The 18073-nt window shown below is 61.1% G+C and carries 14 protein-coding genes; 3 read left to right on the top strand and 11 right to left on the bottom strand.

Features of this window, described 5'->3' with window-relative positions; genetic code table 11:
• Window positions 1-123: 123 nt before the first annotated feature.
• The 10 genes from pelG to CKW07_RS18240 form a co-directional block, all read right to left on the bottom strand.
• On the bottom strand, window positions 124-1494 hold the full coding sequence (gene pelG, locus CKW07_RS18285) for an exopolysaccharide Pel transporter PelG (protein WP_095146398.1): 1371 nt from the start codon (window positions 1492-1494) through the stop codon (window positions 124-126).
• Window positions 1495-3009, bottom strand: a complete 1515-nt coding sequence (gene pelF, locus CKW07_RS18280) for a GT4 family glycosyltransferase PelF (protein ID WP_095146397.1) — start codon at window positions 3007-3009, stop codon at window positions 1495-1497.
• A complete protein-coding gene (locus tag CKW07_RS18275) occupies window positions 3006-3992 on the bottom strand; it encodes a transporter (RefSeq protein ID WP_095146396.1) in 987 nt (328 codons plus the stop codon). Before CKW07_RS18275 ends, pelF begins: the two co-directional genes overlap by 4 nt.
• Window positions 3970-5337 carry a PelD GGDEF domain-containing protein gene (locus tag CKW07_RS18270; protein ID WP_256577065.1) on the bottom strand — a complete coding sequence of 456 codons (1368 nt, stop codon included), beginning with the start codon at window positions 5335-5337 and terminating at the stop codon, window positions 3970-3972. Before CKW07_RS18270 ends, CKW07_RS18275 begins: the two co-directional genes overlap by 23 nt.
• A 5-nt stretch (window positions 5338-5342) precedes the next feature.
• Window positions 5343-5861: a penicillin-binding protein activator LpoB gene (locus CKW07_RS18265; protein ID WP_095146394.1), complete on the bottom strand. Its 519-nt coding sequence runs from the start codon at window positions 5859-5861 to the stop codon at window positions 5343-5345.
• A gap of 29 nt (window positions 5862-5890) precedes the next feature.
• Window positions 5891-9457 (bottom strand): tetratricopeptide repeat protein, encoded by a 3567-nt coding sequence (locus CKW07_RS18260; protein WP_256577064.1) that lies wholly within the window; start codon window positions 9455-9457, stop codon window positions 5891-5893.
• Window positions 9450-12263: a bifunctional glycoside hydrolase 114/ polysaccharide deacetylase family protein gene (locus CKW07_RS18255; RefSeq protein ID WP_095146393.1), complete on the bottom strand. Its 2814-nt coding sequence runs from the start codon at window positions 12261-12263 to the stop codon at window positions 9450-9452. Before CKW07_RS18255 ends, CKW07_RS18260 begins: the two co-directional genes overlap by 8 nt.
• Before the next feature lie 204 nt (window positions 12264-12467).
• A complete protein-coding gene (locus CKW07_RS18250) occupies window positions 12468-13025 on the bottom strand; it encodes a hypothetical protein (protein ID WP_095146392.1) in 558 nt (185 codons plus the stop codon).
• On the bottom strand, window positions 13018-13896 hold the full coding sequence (locus CKW07_RS18245) for a transcriptional regulator (RefSeq protein WP_095146391.1): 879 nt from the start codon (window positions 13894-13896) through the stop codon (window positions 13018-13020). The genes CKW07_RS18250 and CKW07_RS18245 overlap by 8 nt, the downstream gene beginning before the upstream one ends.
• Window positions 13881-14198, bottom strand: a complete 318-nt coding sequence (locus tag CKW07_RS18240) for a hypothetical protein (RefSeq protein WP_095146390.1) — start codon at window positions 14196-14198, stop codon at window positions 13881-13883. Before CKW07_RS18240 ends, CKW07_RS18245 begins: the two co-directional genes overlap by 16 nt.
• Before the next feature lie 592 nt (window positions 14199-14790).
• On the opposite strand from CKW07_RS18240, the gene CKW07_RS18235 reads away from it, so the two are divergent.
• From CKW07_RS18235 to CKW07_RS18225, 3 genes are all read left to right on the top strand, one after another.
• Window positions 14791-15090, top strand: coding sequence for a type II toxin-antitoxin system HigB family toxin (locus CKW07_RS18235; RefSeq protein WP_095146389.1), 300 nt, complete (start codon window positions 14791-14793; stop codon window positions 15088-15090).
• Window positions 15090-15449, top strand: coding sequence for a type II toxin-antitoxin system HigA family antitoxin (locus tag CKW07_RS18230; RefSeq protein WP_095146388.1), 360 nt, complete (start codon window positions 15090-15092; stop codon window positions 15447-15449). The genes CKW07_RS18235 and CKW07_RS18230 overlap by 1 nt, the downstream gene beginning before the upstream one ends.
• A 137-nt stretch (window positions 15450-15586) precedes the next feature.
• Window positions 15587-16246: a MarC family protein gene (locus CKW07_RS18225; RefSeq protein WP_095146387.1), complete on the top strand. Its 660-nt coding sequence runs from the start codon at window positions 15587-15589 to the stop codon at window positions 16244-16246.
• A gap of 143 nt (window positions 16247-16389) precedes the next feature.
• On the opposite strand, the gene CKW07_RS18220 is transcribed toward CKW07_RS18225, so the two are convergent.
• Complete coding sequence (locus tag CKW07_RS18220; RefSeq protein WP_095146386.1) at window positions 16390-17712, bottom strand: DUF1329 domain-containing protein; 1323 nt, start codon at window positions 17710-17712, stop codon at window positions 16390-16392.
• Window positions 17713-18073 lie beyond the last annotated feature (361 nt).

Below are 18073 nucleotides of genomic sequence, written 5' to 3'. Positions count from 1 at the left end.
ATGGCCGCTGTGAATTGAGGCGCCGTTGCGCTGAAAATCGAAGCGTAATGCTGAATACCTGTGAACGTGGCTGATAAGGCGACGTATCGACAGGCGTTTGTTCACAAACGTGATGCCCGACCGTCAATGCGACAGCATGAAGGTGTCGTACTCCAGATCCTCCAGCACCCTCGAAAGCCGGTGCAGTCCCAGGAGCACACAGACCAGCAACGAGAGCGTAAAGCCATAGCCGAAGAAGCTGGGGCCAAGGTACTGGCTGAGCAGGGTCAACACGGTATTCAACACCACGAACCAGACACACAACTCAAGAACGATCATGCGTTTGTCCAGGTAGAAGAAGACATTGAGCAAGGCCATGAACACCACCTGGAGACTCACGCCAATCAAGGCGATGTGAAACAGTGGCAGGTAGTAACTGGACAGCCCCAACCACTCGAGCAAACGCGGGGCGAACAGGAACAACAGCAACACTGTCACGCCCTGCACCTTGCAGATTTCCAGCAGGCCCTGGCGGATCGACAGGACCATCTCGGTTTTCAGCTGACCGATGTACTGCAGCGTTTCGCCGTCTCGAATGGCTTGAAACAACCGTTCGCACCACTCGGCGAAATCGGTTTCGATGCGCACCAGAAACACCGCCATGCCGGGGATGATCGCCAGGTAGGCGAGGAAGATCGGCAGGTCATAGATAATCGAGGCGCGCAGCGGGCCGACCATTTCACTCGATGTCCCGGGGTTGAGCCAGAACAGGAATTTGTCGACCCAGATCCCCAGGTTGTAACAGAAGCCGGTGACGAGCAGGCTGACATACACCTGGCGGCGGTCGAGGAAATCGAAGGCAATCAGTTTCTCTGCCTGGTATTCGCGCAGGATGTCGTAGAGATACAGGAACAGCAACGCGCTGTGACCGATCAACAGGGCCAGCAGCAAGCCCGGCAACTGCAGGAAACTCAGCGCATAGGCACTGGCCACCATCAGCGAATAGCCCACCAGCATCACCAGCAGAATCCGGTTGTAAGCCTTCATGCCGGACAGAAAGATAATCACCAGCCACAGGTTGCAGAGCACGACGAAGTTTGACAGCACCAGCACGCGGAAGATCAGCGACTCGTCGAACAGCAGGCTCAGCACGATAGTCCCCAACAACCCGGCACCGAGGGTGACCAACAGTAAGATCCCCAACAGATTCGGCAATATCCGCTCGTGCTGGTGTTCGTACAGAAGGTCGGAAACGAAACGGGTAAAAAACAGCTGCAGGCCACCGGTCAGGATCAACGAACTGGCCATCAGGTAGGTCACGGTCACCAGGAACTGGCCAACCAGCACGTCGGGCAGCAACAAGCCCAGACTGATGCTGCCGACCAGCATCACGCTGACAATCGACAGCACCCAAGGGCCGGAACTGATCAATCCGGCATACAGGTAGGCATGCAGGGTCGCCGTGTAGGAGTCGCGCGAGAGAATTCTGCGCAGTTCAAAGCCTATTCCAGCCATTCAACAGGTCCCCATGGCAGCGTGATAAAGATCGCGATAGCGGCGCAGCATCAAGGCCTGGCTGTAGTAACGGTTGACCCGCAACTGGCCGCTGGTCTGCGCGTCTTGCCAGCGCTGCGGGTTTCTCAGCAACCCAAGGATTGCTGTAGACGTGGCCTGAGGGTCGGCGATCGCCACCACCGTCCCGCCACATCCCAGGTCGCGGTCCTCGGCGCTGCCGCCTTCGATCAACTCGCGGCAGGACCCCACGTCGCTGCTGACCACCGGTGTTCCGGCGGCCCAGGCTTCCAGAATCACCAGCGGCTGGGCCTCGCTGATGGAGGTCAGGACCATCAGGCCCAACTGCGGCAGGATGTCCTGGATGCGTTGGAAACCGAGGAACCGCACCTTGCCGTCCAGCCCCAGGCTCGCCGTCAGGCTGCGGCACTCACTGGCGTATTCCGGGTCCTCTTCTTCGGGCCCGACAATCCAGCCTTCGACCTGGGGCATGACACTGATCACACCCCGCATGGCTCGCAGGAAGGTCTTGACGTCCTTGATCGGCACCACACGGCCAATCAAGCCAACCACGGGGGCAATACCGGGCGGGCGGGTGTCGAAGGCAGCCGTCCATTGCGGCAGGTCAATGCCGTTGGGAATCACCTGGGTGCGGGCCGGGTCGGCACCGTCCTGGATCTGCCGTTGGCGATTGCCGTCGTACAGCGCAACGATAGTGTCGGCACTGTGGTAGGTCAGTTGGCCGATGCGCTCGAAGAAGCGTATCCAGAGCTCACGGAGGTAACCCGTGCCGGCATCCAGGCTCCCGTTCAGGGCATGCTCGGTACTCTCGGCGAGCCAACTGGCCTGGGCCAGATCGATTTTGCGCTCCTTGGTATAGATACCGTGCTCGCTGAGCAGATAGGCACAACCCCAGCGCTTCTTGAGCATGCTGCCCAGTACCCCGGCATAACCGGTGGAGATGGCGTGCAGCACCCGTGCCGGTGGCATTCGCCGCGAGGCTTCGGCGAGCATCAGCAATGGCGACTGCATGGAGCGCAAGGTCCAGAAATAATTGACGAACGACGGAGCGCTGCAGTGCTGCCGATAGCCGCTGCTGAGCACTGCCCAACTGGCACGGCTGCGCAACACATCGTCCAGCGTCAATTGCCCCTGGACCATGAGGTCGAGCAAGCACTCGCCCAGCTCCGGGGCCGGCGTTTCCGGGTGGTGCAGGAAGCGATACAGGTCGGACAGTTGCTGCTCGCAGGCCTTGCGCGGCAATGCCCTGGTGCTGGTGGGCCGGGTTGCATCCTCCAGAAAGACTTCCTCGATGTGCAGAACATTCGACGGAATCTCATAGCGCCGGCTCGCATAAGCCGAACGCTGTCCGCCAATGAACATCACCGAGAACGTCAGGTCCGGCAGACCGAGAATCATCTGGTGGATCCAGCTGGACACACCTCCGCGGACATAGGGCCAGGTACCTTCAAGCAACAGGCAGATATCAGCGCGCGGCCCATCGTCTTTGCGGCTCATGTCCAGCTCCTCACCAGGGCTGCGAATGGCGGTCGCTGCTGCATGTCCACTGGCAGGCGGGTCAACAGCCCGAGCACCTCATGGTAACGACCGGCCACGAAGGCCAGTTCCGCGCGATACGGCAACACGTGGGCCTCGTCTATGCCGCTCTCCTGAGCCAGGCTCAACAGCTTGTCGGCTCGCTCGACATCGCCACGCTCCAGGGCAATACGCCCGGCCAGCAGGAACAGCTCACCGCCCTCCCCAGCCTGCAGTCCTTGTGCGGCATGCTCACTGGCCTGATTGAGGACGTGCTCCAGCACACTGCCCTGGGCCAGCCCAAGATAGGCCAGCTCCCAGTACCAGCGCGCCAGTGTGGCGTGCAGTACGCCTGCCGCTTGTGCAGTGGCAGCGGGCACTTGCGCGAGGGCGGTTTGTATCCGCAGGTTGATGTCGCTCTCCAGCTTGTCGAGCATCGAGTACGCCAGCAACCGCACGTCATCGCTTGGATCGCCCAATGCCAGCTTGAGGATAGGCACCGCTTCCCGGCCGGCCATGCGCCGGGTCGCCAGCAGGCCGGCCGAACGCTGCTCTGGCTGCGGTGCATGGCGCAACACATCCTGCAACCCTCCCCCGGCAAAGGTCGACAACCCCGTGTTGACCTGGGCCAGGAACGGCAGCTTGGGGATGGTGACGGATTGCCAGGTCTGTTTGTCGCGTTGGCGCGACACGTGCAGCGTCGGGAAAATCGCCATGACCCCCAAGGTGCCAAACACAGGCACAAAGAACGCCAGGCTGAAGATCAACAACGGACTCCAGGGCAGCGGCGAACGATAGCGCACCGGCAACGACCGCCACACCGCCGCACACAGCAGTGCACAGGCAAGTCCATGAACCGGAATGAAGACCAGCCACTGTTGCCACTCGGGCGAAGCCGACCACAAACGGCTCCAGCTTCCCGCTTCCAGCACCAGGGCCGCGCTAAACATCCACTTGCTGATCATTCAAACCACACTCGGCGAATAGAAAATGACGTAACCCGGCACAATCGTCGGCAGGCTCCAGGCTGCAGGCCAGGACCTGTACCCCCAGGCTGGCCAGGTCGCTCTCGACACCAAACTCTTCATGCAACAACACACCAATGCGTGTGAGATACCCGGTGGCGCCTGTCCTGTCGGTCAAGGGCAGCAGCATCAGCAGCACCGGGTTGCCCCGACCATTACGCACTAGCAGTTGCACGTCGAGACCTCGCTGGTGACGCTCCAGCAGACGCACCAACCGGTCATTGGCGCGGGTCATTTCCAGGCCGAACAAACACGCATTGAGCCCATGTTGCTGGTTATCCGAAAGGCAGCGCTTGAGCTGCCGGCTGAAGTGGTGAGCATCGGCATCCACCGATTGCAGCGCGTGCCGGTCACCGCGCAACAGGTCGGCGATGTGTCCGGCCAGTAGCGCCAGAAGGCTCAGGGTCCGCTCCTGAAAGGCAAAGAATGGCATCTGCCGAATCGCCAGGACCGCCAGCAGATGGCCTTCGGCATCGATCAGCGGCACACAGGCCTGCAGCGAGTAGATCTGCGCCAGACCGCCGGAATCGATCAACTCCTGACGTACGCTGATCAGTTCACCGCGCTCCAGGCAGAGCCTGATCAAGCCGTCATCGGTGTCCAGATCCCCCATGGCCCCAATGGTGGCCAGCGCGTCTGACTGAACCTTTGTCCGGTGCTCATCCACTCGATACAGCCCGGCCACTCGCAGTGAGCCGTACTGGCCCAGCAACGCCAGGATCGGCCCGGCCAGGAGCGTCACTGCATCGCCTTCGCCGGGCATGACCCGCAGCTTTTCCCGCAAGCCGAGCAACGCACTGCGCAGGCTCTGATCACTGCCCGCCACACGCTGCTCCAGCAAGTCATGGGACACCCGAAGAATCTGGTGAGCGCAGGTGAACTCGTCCAGACGCGACCGGCTGTAGTCGTTGGCCCTCTGCAGGCGCTGCAAACGCTGCTGCCACAGATCGTGCACCTCCCCCACCAACATGCCGCACAGCAACAGGCCAACAATGAATGACGGTTCAATCTGTTCGTAGGCGGCGAGCCCGGCAGCGCGCAGGATGAACAAGGTCATCACCAACAGACTGGCGCTCAGCAGGCCCCGGGCAAAGCCATAGCGCACACCGGCCAACAGCGGAGCCAATACCGGCCAGGCAAAGGCGGCATGCATCTGCAGCGGGTCTTCCGGTATCAGCCACAGCCCCAGGCCAATGAACAGTCCCGTGACGATCAGGGTTTCCAGCCAGGACACCGGGCCTTTGGCACGGGGCGCCAGGCTGTAATCCATGTAGGGAGATTTCATCGCAATCACTCGAACCGAAGGGTATCAACCAGCGGTTCGATCACCTGCTGTGCCGTGCCGGCAAGGCTTTCACGGGACCAGCCGGCCCGCGCCCCACTTTTGCTCCAGAGCACGCGGCCGCTGCGGACGTCCATCACACGCAGGCTGACACCCACCGCCGGCTCGCCATCCAGACCGCTTTTGTACTGCCACTCCTCGACACTGCCCATGATCACGTAGTCGAGCTGCTCGGCGCGCGCCCAGTCCAGGGCGCCGGCCAGGCGTTCGTTGTCATCCATCAAGGCCTGCTCACCTTGAGTGCTGACCGGGTAGACGCGGGGCTGCAGTCCATGGCGGCTGATCGCACTGAGCAGGATCTGCTCGCTGCGCTCGCCGGCTTGTGGCGTCTGCGAATAGTTGACCATGGGCAGAATGCCCCACTGTGCATGACGCGGCAGGTTCGGGCCGGCGTCACCGGTAAAACGGGTGCAGCTGGCGATCAGCAAGACCGCCAGGCCCAGACTCAGATTACGGATCACTTGCATCGCTTGATGTTCCTCTAGAAATTCCATGATCAGCGCCCAAGGCGCACGCTGTAGCTCACACCCAGGGTTCCGCCCGCCTGCCCGTTGCCGCCTTGTGGCTCGGATTGGTAGCCCGCGGTGAAGGCCAATTCGTCATTACCCAGCACTTCCATGCCCATCCCGGTGTTGATGCCGTAGTTGACGGTTTGATCCAGCCACTGCCAGCCGACCGTCACGTCCACCAGCCAGGTGTACTGTGGGTGCGCCCGGCTCAGCGCGCCCGGCATGCCTCGACGCCAGGTACTGCCGACATACAGCAGGCCGTAACGGCTCTGCAGCAGGTCGCTAGCGACCACGGTGGGTTGATCAAGCGGACTATCAGGGTCTGGCAACTCGACCCTCACCGGGCCACCGTTGTTGCTGGACAGTGAGTCCAGGGTGCGGTCGTCCACCTGGTTGTGCTGGTAGGCGACGCCACTGCGCAAGGTCCAGGCAGGCCCTTCGAACTGCAGCGTGTGGCCGTACTCCGCCTTCACATCCTGACCATTGCCCAGCGCGTCGCCACCCCGAGTGGAGAATGACTTCTGGGCCACCTCCCAACTGAGCTGGTCACGGGCGGTGAATCCATGGCGGCCGCCCAGCCGAACGCCGTCGTACTGCCCGAATGTACGCATCAGGCCACTGTCCTCGCTCTCGCGGTGCCAGTCGAAACCGGCTTCGAGCTCGTCACCCGCACCCAGTTGCCAATGGCGGCCAAGCCCGAAACCGTTGCGGTCATCGTCCTGCCGCTGGCTGGTATCGAGGACCAGCGTGTAATGACCTCGCTCCACTTGCCGCTGCAGGGTCAGCTCGGCGTTACGCTCCTCCCCCAGGCGCGATGAGATCAGTTGATCGCTGTCGTAGGTGCCCTGCTCCAGCTCAAGGTTGGCGTGCCACTGATCACCCAGGCTTTGAGCAACCCGCAGACGCGGCCCGTTGAATTCGAGCCCGCCGAAATCCTGTCCATGCCAGGCCAGCTGTGCCCCCTGCGGCGTGCGCTCGTGACCTTCCACCGCCTGCCGCCGCAGCTGCTCACGGATGGCCCGGGGTTGCTCATCACCCAGCTCGGACAGGCTTACGCCCAAGGCCTCGCTGTGACGCCCCAGGCGGCTGAGGGCCTGGGCGCGCTGCGCCGGATTCAGATCGTCATTGCCCAGCAGCGCTTCGACCTGGGCCGTGTTACGGCTGCGCAGGGCTTCCTGAATCTGCTCGTAACGCTCAACCTGCAAACCCTGGCCGCGCGCCCACGCCAGCCATTGGTCCTTTTGCGCGGGCTGGTTGGAAGCATCGAGGCGCGCCAGCAGACGTTCGAACCACAACTGCAACATGGCCGGCGAACCGTCCTGCCACTGCAGCACCTGCTGCTGAGCCTTGCGCGGCGAATAGCTGGTGGCCACCAGGCGCAACCAGGTGGTGTAACGCTCGGAGGATGGCTGCAGCGTTTCACTATCAAGGTCACGTATCAGCTTCAAGCGCAGGCGCTGCGCGGCATCCTGATAACCGGCGCTGTCCAGCGCATCGGCGTAAGCGGCCTGTACCAGCCAGTCCTGAGGATGGGCCTTGAGGTGCAGGCGATACCAGGCCAGGGCCTCGCGGTTACGGCCGAGCAGTTGGCTGGCACTGGCAAACGCCAGCCACAGAGTCGGCTCCTGGCGTGCCAGGACACGCCATTTGCTCACCAGTGGCCCGAGCGCGGCGACGTTGCCCTGATCCACGTACAACCACATCAGGTGTTCACGAAACCGCTTGTCGTCGGGATACCGCGCCAGCCCCGCGAGGTACACCTGTGCCGCCTCATCGAAGCGCCCCTGCTCCACGGCCAAGGCACCACGCATCGCCAGGACCTGCGGCAGGTCATAGAGGGCCGGATAGCGCTCGGCGTCGTTGAGCAACGCATTGATCTGCGGCCAGTCCTGAAGCTCCCGGGCCTGTTGCAGTGCCCGGATCAAGGGCTGTGGTTCATGGCTGCGCTGCCAGCCGGCAACCAGCAGGCTCAAGGCCCGCTGCGGATCGCGGGCATGGTAGAGGGCAGCAAGCCGATCCTCATCAGCACGGCTGAGCGAACCTTCGAGACTCAGCAGATGTTCAAGGGCCTCCTGCAGTGCGTCGTCAAGCTCGAGATCCCAGGCCAACGCCGCCCGCGCATGCCAGAAACCTTTATCCACGAGGGTGCGGCTATCCACTTGCAACACCTGCCAGGCCGCCTGGTTATCGAACAGTTTCAGGTAGGTACGAGACCTGTCGAGCCGTTCGGGCAGGGTCAGCTCGAAATGCGTCGACAGGTTCTCGTAGGCCATCGCCTTGGCCGTCAGCTGTCCGGTACTGTCCAGGTTCAGCAGCCATTTGCTCCAGGCCAGGCGATGCCCGGGGTACTGACGCAAGTAAGCCCGCAACCAGGCTTCAGACTGCTCCGGGGTACCCCGTGAGTCATGGCTGTAAACCAACGCCTCAAGCTCGTCATCGGTCAGTGCTCGCTGGTCCATGATGACGGCCAGCAACGGGATCGCGCGGTCAAAGTCGAACAGGTGCATTGCCAGACGCCAGGCACGCTCGCGGATCTCGGGGTTTTCACCCAGATCCAACAGGCGGGTCCAGTAGTCCAGGGACTCGTCCAGCTCGCCCCGCCATTGTGCGAGAAGGCCCAACTGCTCAAGCACGTACACGTCGTGCGGATGCTCGATCAACAGTTGCCGGCCACTCTCCCTGGCACCGGGCACGTCGCCCAGCGCCAGGCGCAGGCGGAAGTCTTTGCCCAGTCGCTCGGGGTTGTCCGGCTGCACGGTGCGCCATCGCTCAAGAAACTGCATGGCCAACGCGGTACGCGTGTTCGCCAGCGCAATATCGGCGCCCTGCTCCAACCAGGCCGCATCGATGGGTGGCCCCTCCAGCGCGTCGAGTTCATCGGCGAGGACCTCTATCGCTTGCTCGCCGCGTCCGCTCGCCAGCAGGCTGTCGAAGGCCTGCCGCGCGTATTGACGACGGTCCCCGGGGTGCTCGCTGCCCTGCCAGAGTTGCACATAGATGTCGGCGGCACGCTCCGGTTGCTCCCCGGCCAGGTACCACTGCGCCGCGGCATCAAGCGACGCCCTGCGCTGCTGCGGATCGCGGCTGGCCAGCTCTTCATGGACCTGCGCGGCAATCGCCGGTGCCTGCAGGCGCAACGCCAGCCTGGCCAGGCGCTGCAGTTGCGCCAAGGGCAGTGACTGACGATCGATCGCCTCCAGCCGCGCCCGCTGCTCGAGGGTCTCGTGAGCACCGGCCACCGCCAGGCTGTCGAGCTCCAGCCGGTAGTAATCAAGCAGTGCCGGCACCGGTCGCGGCCAGCTCTCCAGGTAACGACGGGCCTTGACGGTGTCACCGAGCTGGATCAGCAGGTCCACCAGTTGCAGACGCAATCGGTCATTGTCCGGACGGGCCATCAACAGCAGCGCGGCATAGTTGGCCGATACCGCGTCCGGTTGACGACTATCAGGGTGGAATACGGCTTCACGCTGAAATACCAGCAGCAACAGACCGCCCACAGCGCCAGCCACCACTGCCAGCACCCAGGGATTGAGCAGGCGGATGTCCTCACTCACAGATGAGTTGCCCCTGGCTCACGTGCTTGAGGGGCAGCTGAAAATGCCAGAGTCCGGCAGCGGCCTTGCCGGCAAATCGCTGCCCATCGACTTCTACCCGGCAGGCGGTAGCGCAGCGCACGGAAAAGTTCAGGTCGACTTGACCGGCGAAGGAAAAGCGCACGCGCCGGGGAGCCAGATAGCGCCAATCCAGCAACGGCAGATTGGCCTCTTCCAGCGCCGGCCGCGGGTCCCTGTCGGGCCGCAACACCAGCAACGCCCGGTCACTGCTCAAATGCACGTAACGCCCCTGGGGCAGATCCCGCACACCGGCCACGCCTTGCGAGCGCGCCAGGTCCGGCCAGCCCAGTTGCGGATCCAGGCGCAAGGTGCGCAATGCATTCATCCCGCGAACCTGCCAGTCGCCGTCGGCGGTGCGGGCCAGGCTGGCCTGATACAGCCCATGAACGCGATCCAGATAATCGCTCATCCACAGCGAAATCGGTTGCTGGTCCTTCATGTAGCGGTAGATATCGTTCACGGCCTTGATCGAGGCCTGTTTGGTGCCCGAATAGAAGTGGTAATACAGGTGCAGGCCGCGCATGCGCCGCGGGCTGTCGGTCAACTCGAAGGTATCGATCAGGTCGCGAAAGCCGTAGTACGGCCCCTTCCACAGATTGGTGTAGACGTTCTCGTTGATGATCGGCGCGTAGTACTGCAGGCCACCTTCGGTCGGCCTGAGCAACGGGCTCAAGCCGGTCAGGGACGGATCGGCCCGGGTCAGCATGGTCTGGGCGCCATTGACGTTTTTCAGGCCTGAGTCGTAGGCCAGCTTGACGGTGGCAGGCGACGGCAAGGCATCGCCCGACCAGAAGATCAGCTTGACCGGCTTGTCAGGGGTGGTCAGACGCTGATTGATGTAATCGCGCGAACCCACGACTTCGCGCCTGAAGTCGATGGTGTCATAGCCCGGGATCGCCATTTTCAAGCCATATGCCGCCGTTAAGTGAGCACGCTTGCGGGCCAGTTCCGGTTGCATGAAAAACGGATGGCTGAAGGTGTGTGTCGCCACTTCGACTTTCGGCTCGGCAAACAGCTCGCGGGCGATGGGTTCCAGTTCCTGGGCCAGGTACGGGTACATGCCCTGCGGTGACACTTCACCTTCGATCACCGAAACCGAGGTGAGGAACGGGTTGGGCCGCACGAAGCCATCCAACACCTGCCGGCCGGCATAGGGCATACCGCGCACTTCCGCCCGGGACGGGAAGCCGTCGCCATCGATATGCACGGTGGCGATCCGCCGGCCGTTTTCCGTGGTGGCGTCCGGGCGTGGCAGCGCAGGCAAATGCAGGGCCGCCTGGAGAAACGCGAAAGGATCAAGGATCCAGCGTGCGCGCTCGTTGTTCGATTCCAGAAGGTAAGGCGCCAGGGCCAGGCCGCCCCAGTCAGCGACGGCCACTGGCGAATATTCCTGACCGTTTTCAGCCATGAGCGACAACACGGCCTTCGGGCCTCGGGGTAACAGCGAAATCGCCATCAACTCACGACTTCTGGGCTTAACCGGCGCCTCGAATGCACCGATCAGCGACTTGTCCTGATGGGTGATACGCAAGGTTTGCAGGCCCGGCGCCGTTGCGCGGTTGAGCCCCAGGCGCTTGAGCAGCCCATCGTCCTCAACCGGCAGACCGGCGAAAAAAACCAGCGGGACCTGCTCATCCAGCCGCAGGTTGAGCCAGCGGTTGAATGCCTGGCTGCCCGGAGGCGGGCCGCTGGTCATCCAGGTCAGGATACCGGCATACAGGCCACTGAAACCCTGCTCCGGCAACGAAGCATCCGCGGCCAGGTAATCTACCCGGTAGCCCAGGTATTCCAGCAACCCACCCAGCAGGGTATGCCCGGCGCTGGAGGCCAGGTCACCCTCTCGTGGGTCGTACAGCAGTGCAATTCGACGCGGCTGAACTTCGATGTTGCTGATGCCCAGGGTGTTCAGCTCAGGTGTGCCGATGTACGGAACGAACCCCTCTTTGCTCAGGCGCTTGGCCAACTGGCGGGCTTCGTCACGACGGAACGGCGGCAGGTACTCGATCGCCACCAGTGGCGTGCCTTTGGCTCGCAGGGGTTGCAGCTGGGTGTCCAGCCACTGGCGGTCCGCTTCGGGCACCGGCCGATAACGCTTGGCAGCCGCATCCCAGCCCGCGTGGATTGACTCCACGGCAACCGCCGACGCCACGCCATCGAGCTGCGGCAAGACTTCGAAGCCACGGTTGAAAAACAACCGCAAGTCCGGCTGGCGTTGATGCAATTCACGCAGAAAACTGGCCAGTGCCAGGCGCTGGGGTTCTCGCGCCGACTCGGGCAGCAACTGAAAGCTGTCCAGCGTGTCGAGGAACACCCCGGCATACCCGTCCGCCTGCAAGGCCTTGGCGCGACTGAACAGGTGCTCACGCCAGGCCGTGGCGGTGAGGTCCATCACCTGACTGCCCCAGGCGCCATTACGGACAGGGCTGACCGCCTCCGTGAGGGACGCCGTGTCGAGCTCTGCCTGGCCACCGTGGAACTCGCCGACCGACAGATAGGCGAACGGCAAGCTGCCCTGGCTGCGCAGTGTCTTGACGTCGGCAACGGACAGATGCCCCGGCTCCACGACCGCCCAGTCGAACTGGGCCAGTTCCAGGAGCGGGGGCTTGTCGGCGTACCAAAAGACCACGCTGCTGGGCGGCGGCAATGCGGCGGCCTGGACGGTGGGCCCTGTCGAACACACCATCAAGGCGGCCAGCAAGCGCTTGAATGCCGAGCAAACACGAATTCTGCGAAAAGCGTTTTCCATAACTCACTTTTTCAATGGCTGAACCGATACCGTTTACATACCGGGAAGTAAGACTGTCGGGGGTAACGACTGCGGGTAAGTTGCGCCATGCCTGCGGCGATGGGGGTGGCTACTTCATCCGGGCTATACAAAAAGAAAACTATTCAAGGAATAAGTCTCAACCACATGAACACTGAACCTTCGAATTCAACCATGCTTCACTTTTTATAGACGGCTACTGCGTGCCAGCACCATCACCACGCGGGCCCATGGTTTCAGCGGACTTCTCCTGCTGCACAACACAAACAGATTTTCACCGACATCAATCGTGTAACGGGTTTCACCCAGTGGCTGCATCCAGTAACTCAAGCTGGACTTAGGTTGAAAGATATAAAGATCAAGTGAAGACAACTGCTCCGGGCTCAGATTGTCGGCATTACTCTTGAGGCTACTGTCCACTTCGACCATCAACCGGGATCCGTTTTTCTTGACTCGAAAAGCGCTATAGCGATTCATGACGCCAATTTCCGCTTTGGAATCCGCGTCGATCAACCGGGCCGCCATGCGCAAATGACTGAGGCCCGAAGGACTCAAGTCCAGACTGAATCGAGTCATGAACCAGGCAGGACGTGCATTGATCTGCACTTGCCGCGCGCTCTCGCCATCGCACCAGAGGTCCATGGGCACCGGCTGCACCCCCGACAAGCGCCCCAACCCAATGCCCATCAGCCCGACGACGACGAAGGCCAGGCACCAGATCGCTTTCGCACCCCGCTTAGTCATTCAGCTGTACTCCCACGCAGCGGGACCTGGCCAGCTCCAGCTCGCCGTCACAGAGGATGGCGTGCTCCCTGTGGTACACCGGTATCAGGTACAGGTTTGCGCTGCTCGACGCGATATCCAGCAATTGCGCCAACTGCTGGCTGCGCTGGGCCAAGGTCTTTAACTGGGAGGCTGAAAGGGAGCTCAAGCCCTCAACCGGCACATGCACGCGCATGCCTTCTATCGTCACTGGAGGGGCAAATACCGGGAGATCGGTGTTCAACATCGGCGTCTGGAGAACGACTCCCAGGAAAAAACTGGCGATGCCCCACAGGATCAAGGCGATCAGCAGTCCCCAGTATTTATACGCAGACATTGCCCGCGCCAATACGCTCGACGTGCCACCCTCGACAGGCCCGGGTGAAGTGGTTGAAGGTGCGACAACACTCACGACGTCCTCAACTGGCGGCAAGGTTGACGCCGCGCAATCCGGCAAGTCGTGGTCAATCTCCCGAGAGTCGGGAGTCGAAGCCGCCTCCTCCCCAGCTGCCTGCAACGCTCGAGTGCGCACGCCATCGGCGAGCTTGTAGCCCACACGCGGCAGCGTCTGAATGAATTCGCGGCCCGGTTGCAGTGTCTCCAGGGCAAGGCGCAATTGGCGAATCGACTGGGCAAGGCTGTTGTCGGTAACCTCCAGGCCATACTGACCCCAGGCACCCTCCATCAACTCGCGCTTGCGCACCACGGCGCCTCCCGAGCGGAGCAACAAGGCCAGACAGCTGCTGGTGGTCGCGCCCAGGCGCAAGGGCGCCACGTCAGGCGCATCCACACGAAACAGCAGGAAGCTGTCCTCATCGAACACAACCTGCTCATCGATCAGCACTCGGCCCATGGCCCTTGACCCCCTTGCGCACGTGGAAAGCCGATAAGCAAACGCGTCAGGTCCGCATGGTTGTCGACATCCAGAGTTAAGCAGTCATTGCGTGCTTCAGCGTGTGGTTGCAAGGATTCGGTCATTTCACTTGCGTGTAACTCCAGGCGCCTGGTTTCGCTCTTGTACAGTTCAGTCGACAGATTGATCTTGTTCAAGAACGGCCGGCTGTTTTGCGCCAACAGGTGCAACGGGCGGCTATTGATCGTGCGCAGGGCATCAGCATCATCCATGACAAGAAATACCGTATCGGCAGTGATCATTGGGGTTTCCGGGCGGCGTGTTCAGGTCAGACAAGAGAGCCGGCGCACATCGACATTTTTCGGGGGAACGGGAGTGTGTCGCTCAGGTATCGGTTGCGGGCCTGCTGCCTGGCCTGGCCCAACAACGGTCGCCGTGGATCAAACACCCTCTTTGATCCCGGCCAATTCGCTGCATTAAGGCATAGCCCTCCAAAGGCCGCTGTGAATTGGAATGAGCGGCGCCCGGACGGACGATGAAAATATTGAAAAGCGATGAATGTCCATGAAATAGGTGGGGGTGATGATCATTCACTCATGCAGTGCTCTGCGTGGAGGATCAGCGCCTGTATGGACCCTTTTTCGGGATTCGATGCGGGCTTTGGGTAGCGAGTCGAACTGGCGCAGTTGGTTAACGATCCATCCCGATTGCCCTGCGCTCACCCCCACGGACGGCTCAAGCTGCTGGTTTTAAAAGGACCACGCGCCAGATTCTCAAGGGGCCAGTGTTGGGTTGCAGAGCGGCTTTTTGCGTCTATACCGTGTTACACGTCCTCTCTTGACACTCCAATACGGCACCAGCATAATTCTCCCAAATTGGGAGAATTACCGCGACATGAGAGTCATCGCAAAGCGAACACTAAAGGAGTTCTGGGAAAGACCAGGGTGCAAGGACGCTGAGCGAGCACTCACCGAATGGCACAACATGATGCTAAAGGCCGTTTGGAGCACACCCCAGGAGCTAAAGGCTGAGATACGTACAGCTAGTATCATCAAGAGCGGCCGGGTCGTTTTCAACGTCGCCGGCAACAAGTATCGACTCGTGGTGTCCATCGATTATGGCCATCAGATCGCATGGGTTAAGTTCATAGGCACTCACGCCCAGTACGATCAAATTGACGTGGAGTCTGTGTAATGAACCTGAAACCGATTCGCAGCGAAGAAGAGCTCAATGCCGCTTTTGCTCGCCTTGAAGAGCTTTGGGGAGCAGCCGCCGGATCCCCAGAAGCCGACGAACTGGAAGTACTCTCAATGCTTATTGAAAAATATGAAGACGAGCATTATCCAATTGCCCCGTCGGACCCTATCGAGGCCATCAAATTTCGAATGGAACAACAAGGACTCACCCCTCGAGACCTGGAGGCGTTCATTGGCCCAAGCGGACGTGTTTCTGAGGTACTCAACAACAAACGTGCACTGAGCCTGGCCATGATCAAACGGCTGCACAATGGCCTCAGAATCCCCTACGAAAGCCTGCTTGGCGAAGCATCGTAAACACCGGCCTTGTACCGGTTTCCTGTCAATTGCCTGGGTTGCTGATTTCTGAACAGCCAACGGCCGGGGGCCTGTCAGGTGCATGCGCGGCGTTTGGACTAAGGTAATTCAGTAGCCCCCAACCCGGTACGCACCTGATGAACGCGCACATCACACAATTCCTTGGCATGTTCACCACGCTACTGGCAATCATCAATCCATTGGAGGCCATCCCGGTGTTCCTCGGTCTACTGCAAGGCAAGAGCGACACCGAGCACCGCCAGGTGGCACGCAAGGCCTGTTTCTACGCGCTGCTGCTGATGTTCTTCTTCCTCATTTTCGGCAACCTGTTATTGCGCCTGTTCGAGGTGCCATTGAGCATGATCCGGGTAGTGGGCGGGGTGATCCTGATGCGTATCGGCTTCGAGCTATTCGCCCCCTCGCCCGCCAGCAACCTGATCCCCAGCGCAGGCAAGGGCAACCAGGACGTATCCTTCATTCCCTTGGCCATGCCGATCATGTTCGGCCCGGGCGCCATCGCCACGGTGATCGGCCTGACCAGCACCATCAAGGACTCCGACCGCGCCGTGATCTCTTTCGCCGTAGTCGCCCTGGCCATCTGCGCCACCATGCTCACCGTCTATCTGTCCCTGGTCTACGCCAAGAACATCCTCAAGAAAATCGGCCCGCAAGGCATAGACGCCGCCACCCGCATCGTTGGCTTCTTCGTCTCCGCCATGGGGGTCGGTTTGATCTTCCACGGCACGGTTGAGTTTCTGCAGTCCTACGGGGTACTGCTCAATGGCGTCGTGAAGTAGTGGCTGAAGGGTGGATTGTGAAGTGTCTGGAAACCTCGCAATGGACACAATCCCCCAGATTCGCATCGACAGCATCTGGCCTGCTTTCAAAACCGGGAGGGGTTGTGATTTATCGGTCATGCATGATCTGGCGTTGTATCACCCTAGCGAATACCGGCACCCGCCATGGACTCTGGCACCCACTGCGCCGTCGATAGCGGCTCGATATACCGAATACCGCCATGGGGGCCTACCACGCCATTGATGTTGTAGGAGCCGCGCGACAGATCGTAAGTCATGAACGGGGTGGCATCCGGGACCTGCTGGTCATAGCTCTGGCTGAGGAAAGCGAAGGAGCCACGATAAAGCTCGCCACTCATGCCGTACTGATCGGAGGCCAGAGCGGCCCAGGTGTCTTCATCCAGGTAAAAGCGGCGTTTCTGGTAGATGTGCTTTGCACCGGGCTTGAGATTGCCCTCCACCACGTAGACGCGGTGTTTTTCCCAGCGTACGAAGTCCGGGGAAATGTAATTGGGGGTGGTCAGCGACTTGGCATCCCGAGCATAGGTCAATTTGTAGGTGTTGTAGGGCACGATCATTTCTTGCTTGCCCACCAGCGTCCAGTCATACAGTTCGAGGGCACGGGCAGTACCGGGGTTCGGTGTGTCGTAGGCCAGGATCGAAATCAGTTTGACCCGGCGCTGGGCCGGCATGTACTGCCAGGCACGGGCAGGACGCTGCAGCGGGTTGGTGGCGTTCTTGAGCATAATCGACTCGCCGGCTCGCCGCGCAGGTCCGGTATAGGACAGTTTCAACTGGTAGTAGAGGTCAGAGTTGTTGATGGGCTTCGACATGTTCTCGTAAATCGGGAAGGAGGCGTATGCCGCGCCGGTGACAACCAGGCTTGGCACTCCCGCCGAGTCGACGCTCCAGGAGTCGTACTTGGAATGGATGTTGACGCCCTGGTAGCGCAGCAGGAAATTCCACATCGCCTCGGCACCCGATTGCGGGATCGGGAACGGCACACCGGGCAATACATTGTCGAAGGCTATCCCATCGTTGAGGGACCTGGCGGCGGTGGCGTTCTTGCGGCTATTTTCCAGTACCGCCTGCGGCAGCGCAGCGGTGCGGTGGGTCTGATACACATCGATGCGGTAGCCGGGGTAGCGCCTGGCCAACTCGACAGTGGTAGCCGTCAGCAAGCCCTTGTACTGGTCGACGTTCTTGCCATTGATCACCAGCAGCGGTTTCTCGTGCGCATAGGGGTCCGGGCGCATGGTATCACCGGTCTTGAAGCTGGCCGGGGCAGTGGTCAGGCCACCGCGATAAGGCGGAATGGAGCCATCGGCATTACCGGCCTTTTCAGCCCCCACCAGCGTCAGGCGGGTACCCAGTTCGGCGGCTTCCTGGCTTGACACCAATGCCTGTGCATCAATGGCCAGCGCCATGAGGAGTGAAGCAGCCAGAAGACTTTTCACGAATTTCATATTGTTATTCTCCTGCTTAGCGTACCAAGCAACTCGTGACTCAAGCGAAGCAGTCGCATCCGGCGGTTCAAGCGGCAGCACGCTGTACACACCCCCTCGGATAACGACCTTCCAAGGCTGGCGTGCATTCACACAGGGCTGGCAGAATCATCGCGTTACGCCGGCCTGCAGTTTGCCCGCCTGGTTATGTTCATCTTGTGGGCGACCAGACTGGCTCAATCGCCAGATGCGTTTTTATGACTGACATTAAGGCCCCCCAAATGGAGGGGGCGCTTTTCATTCGACGACAGTCGCTTGGCTATTCATGACAGACCCGGAATATCCCGCGGGCATGGCGGCCGTGGTTGCTTCAGTCAGGACC

The sequence above is a fragment of the Pseudomonas sp. Irchel s3b6 genome (assembly GCF_900187415.1).
In the GTDB taxonomy this organism is placed as follows: domain Bacteria; phylum Pseudomonadota; class Gammaproteobacteria; order Pseudomonadales; family Pseudomonadaceae; genus Aquipseudomonas.
This window is presented reverse-complemented; position numbering and strand designations above follow the sequence as displayed.

Bases quoted from the DNA above. Each gene is read 5' to 3' on its own strand.
- pelG (WP_095146398.1), bottom strand. From the start codon at position 1,494: ATGGCTGGAATAGGCTTTGAACTGCGCAGAATTCTCTCGCGCGACTCC.
- pelF (WP_095146397.1), bottom strand. From the start codon at position 3,009: ATGAGCCGCAAAGACGATGGGCCGCGCGCTGATATCTGCCTGTTGCTT.
- CKW07_RS18275 (WP_095146396.1), bottom strand. From the start codon at position 3,992: ATGATCAGCAAGTGGATGTTTAGCGCGGCCCTGGTGCTGGAAGCGGGA.
- CKW07_RS18270 (WP_256577065.1), bottom strand. From the start codon at position 5,337: ATGAAATCTCCCTACATGGATTACAGCCTGGCGCCCCGTGCCAAAGGC.
- CKW07_RS18265 (WP_095146394.1), bottom strand. From the start codon at position 5,861: ATGCAAGTGATCCGTAATCTGAGTCTGGGCCTGGCGGTCTTGCTGATC.
- CKW07_RS18255 (WP_095146393.1), bottom strand. From the start codon at position 12,263: ATGGAAAACGCTTTTCGCAGAATTCGTGTTTGCTCGGCATTCAAGCGC.
- CKW07_RS18250 (WP_095146392.1), bottom strand. From the start codon at position 13,025: ATGACTAAGCGGGGTGCGAAAGCGATCTGGTGCCTGGCCTTCGTCGTC.
- CKW07_RS18245 (WP_095146391.1), bottom strand. From the start codon at position 13,896: ATGGGCCGAGTGCTGATCGATGAGCAGGTTGTGTTCGATGAGGACAGC.
- CKW07_RS18240 (WP_095146390.1), bottom strand. From the start codon at position 14,198: ATGATCACTGCCGATACGGTATTTCTTGTCATGGATGATGCTGATGCC.
- CKW07_RS18235 (WP_095146389.1), top strand. From the start codon at position 14,791: ATGAGAGTCATCGCAAAGCGAACACTAAAGGAGTTCTGGGAAAGACCA.
- CKW07_RS18230 (WP_095146388.1), top strand. From the start codon at position 15,090: ATGAACCTGAAACCGATTCGCAGCGAAGAAGAGCTCAATGCCGCTTTT.
- CKW07_RS18225 (WP_095146387.1), top strand. From the start codon at position 15,587: ATGAACGCGCACATCACACAATTCCTTGGCATGTTCACCACGCTACTG.
- CKW07_RS18220 (WP_095146386.1), bottom strand. From the start codon at position 17,712: ATGAAATTCGTGAAAAGTCTTCTGGCTGCTTCACTCCTCATGGCGCTG.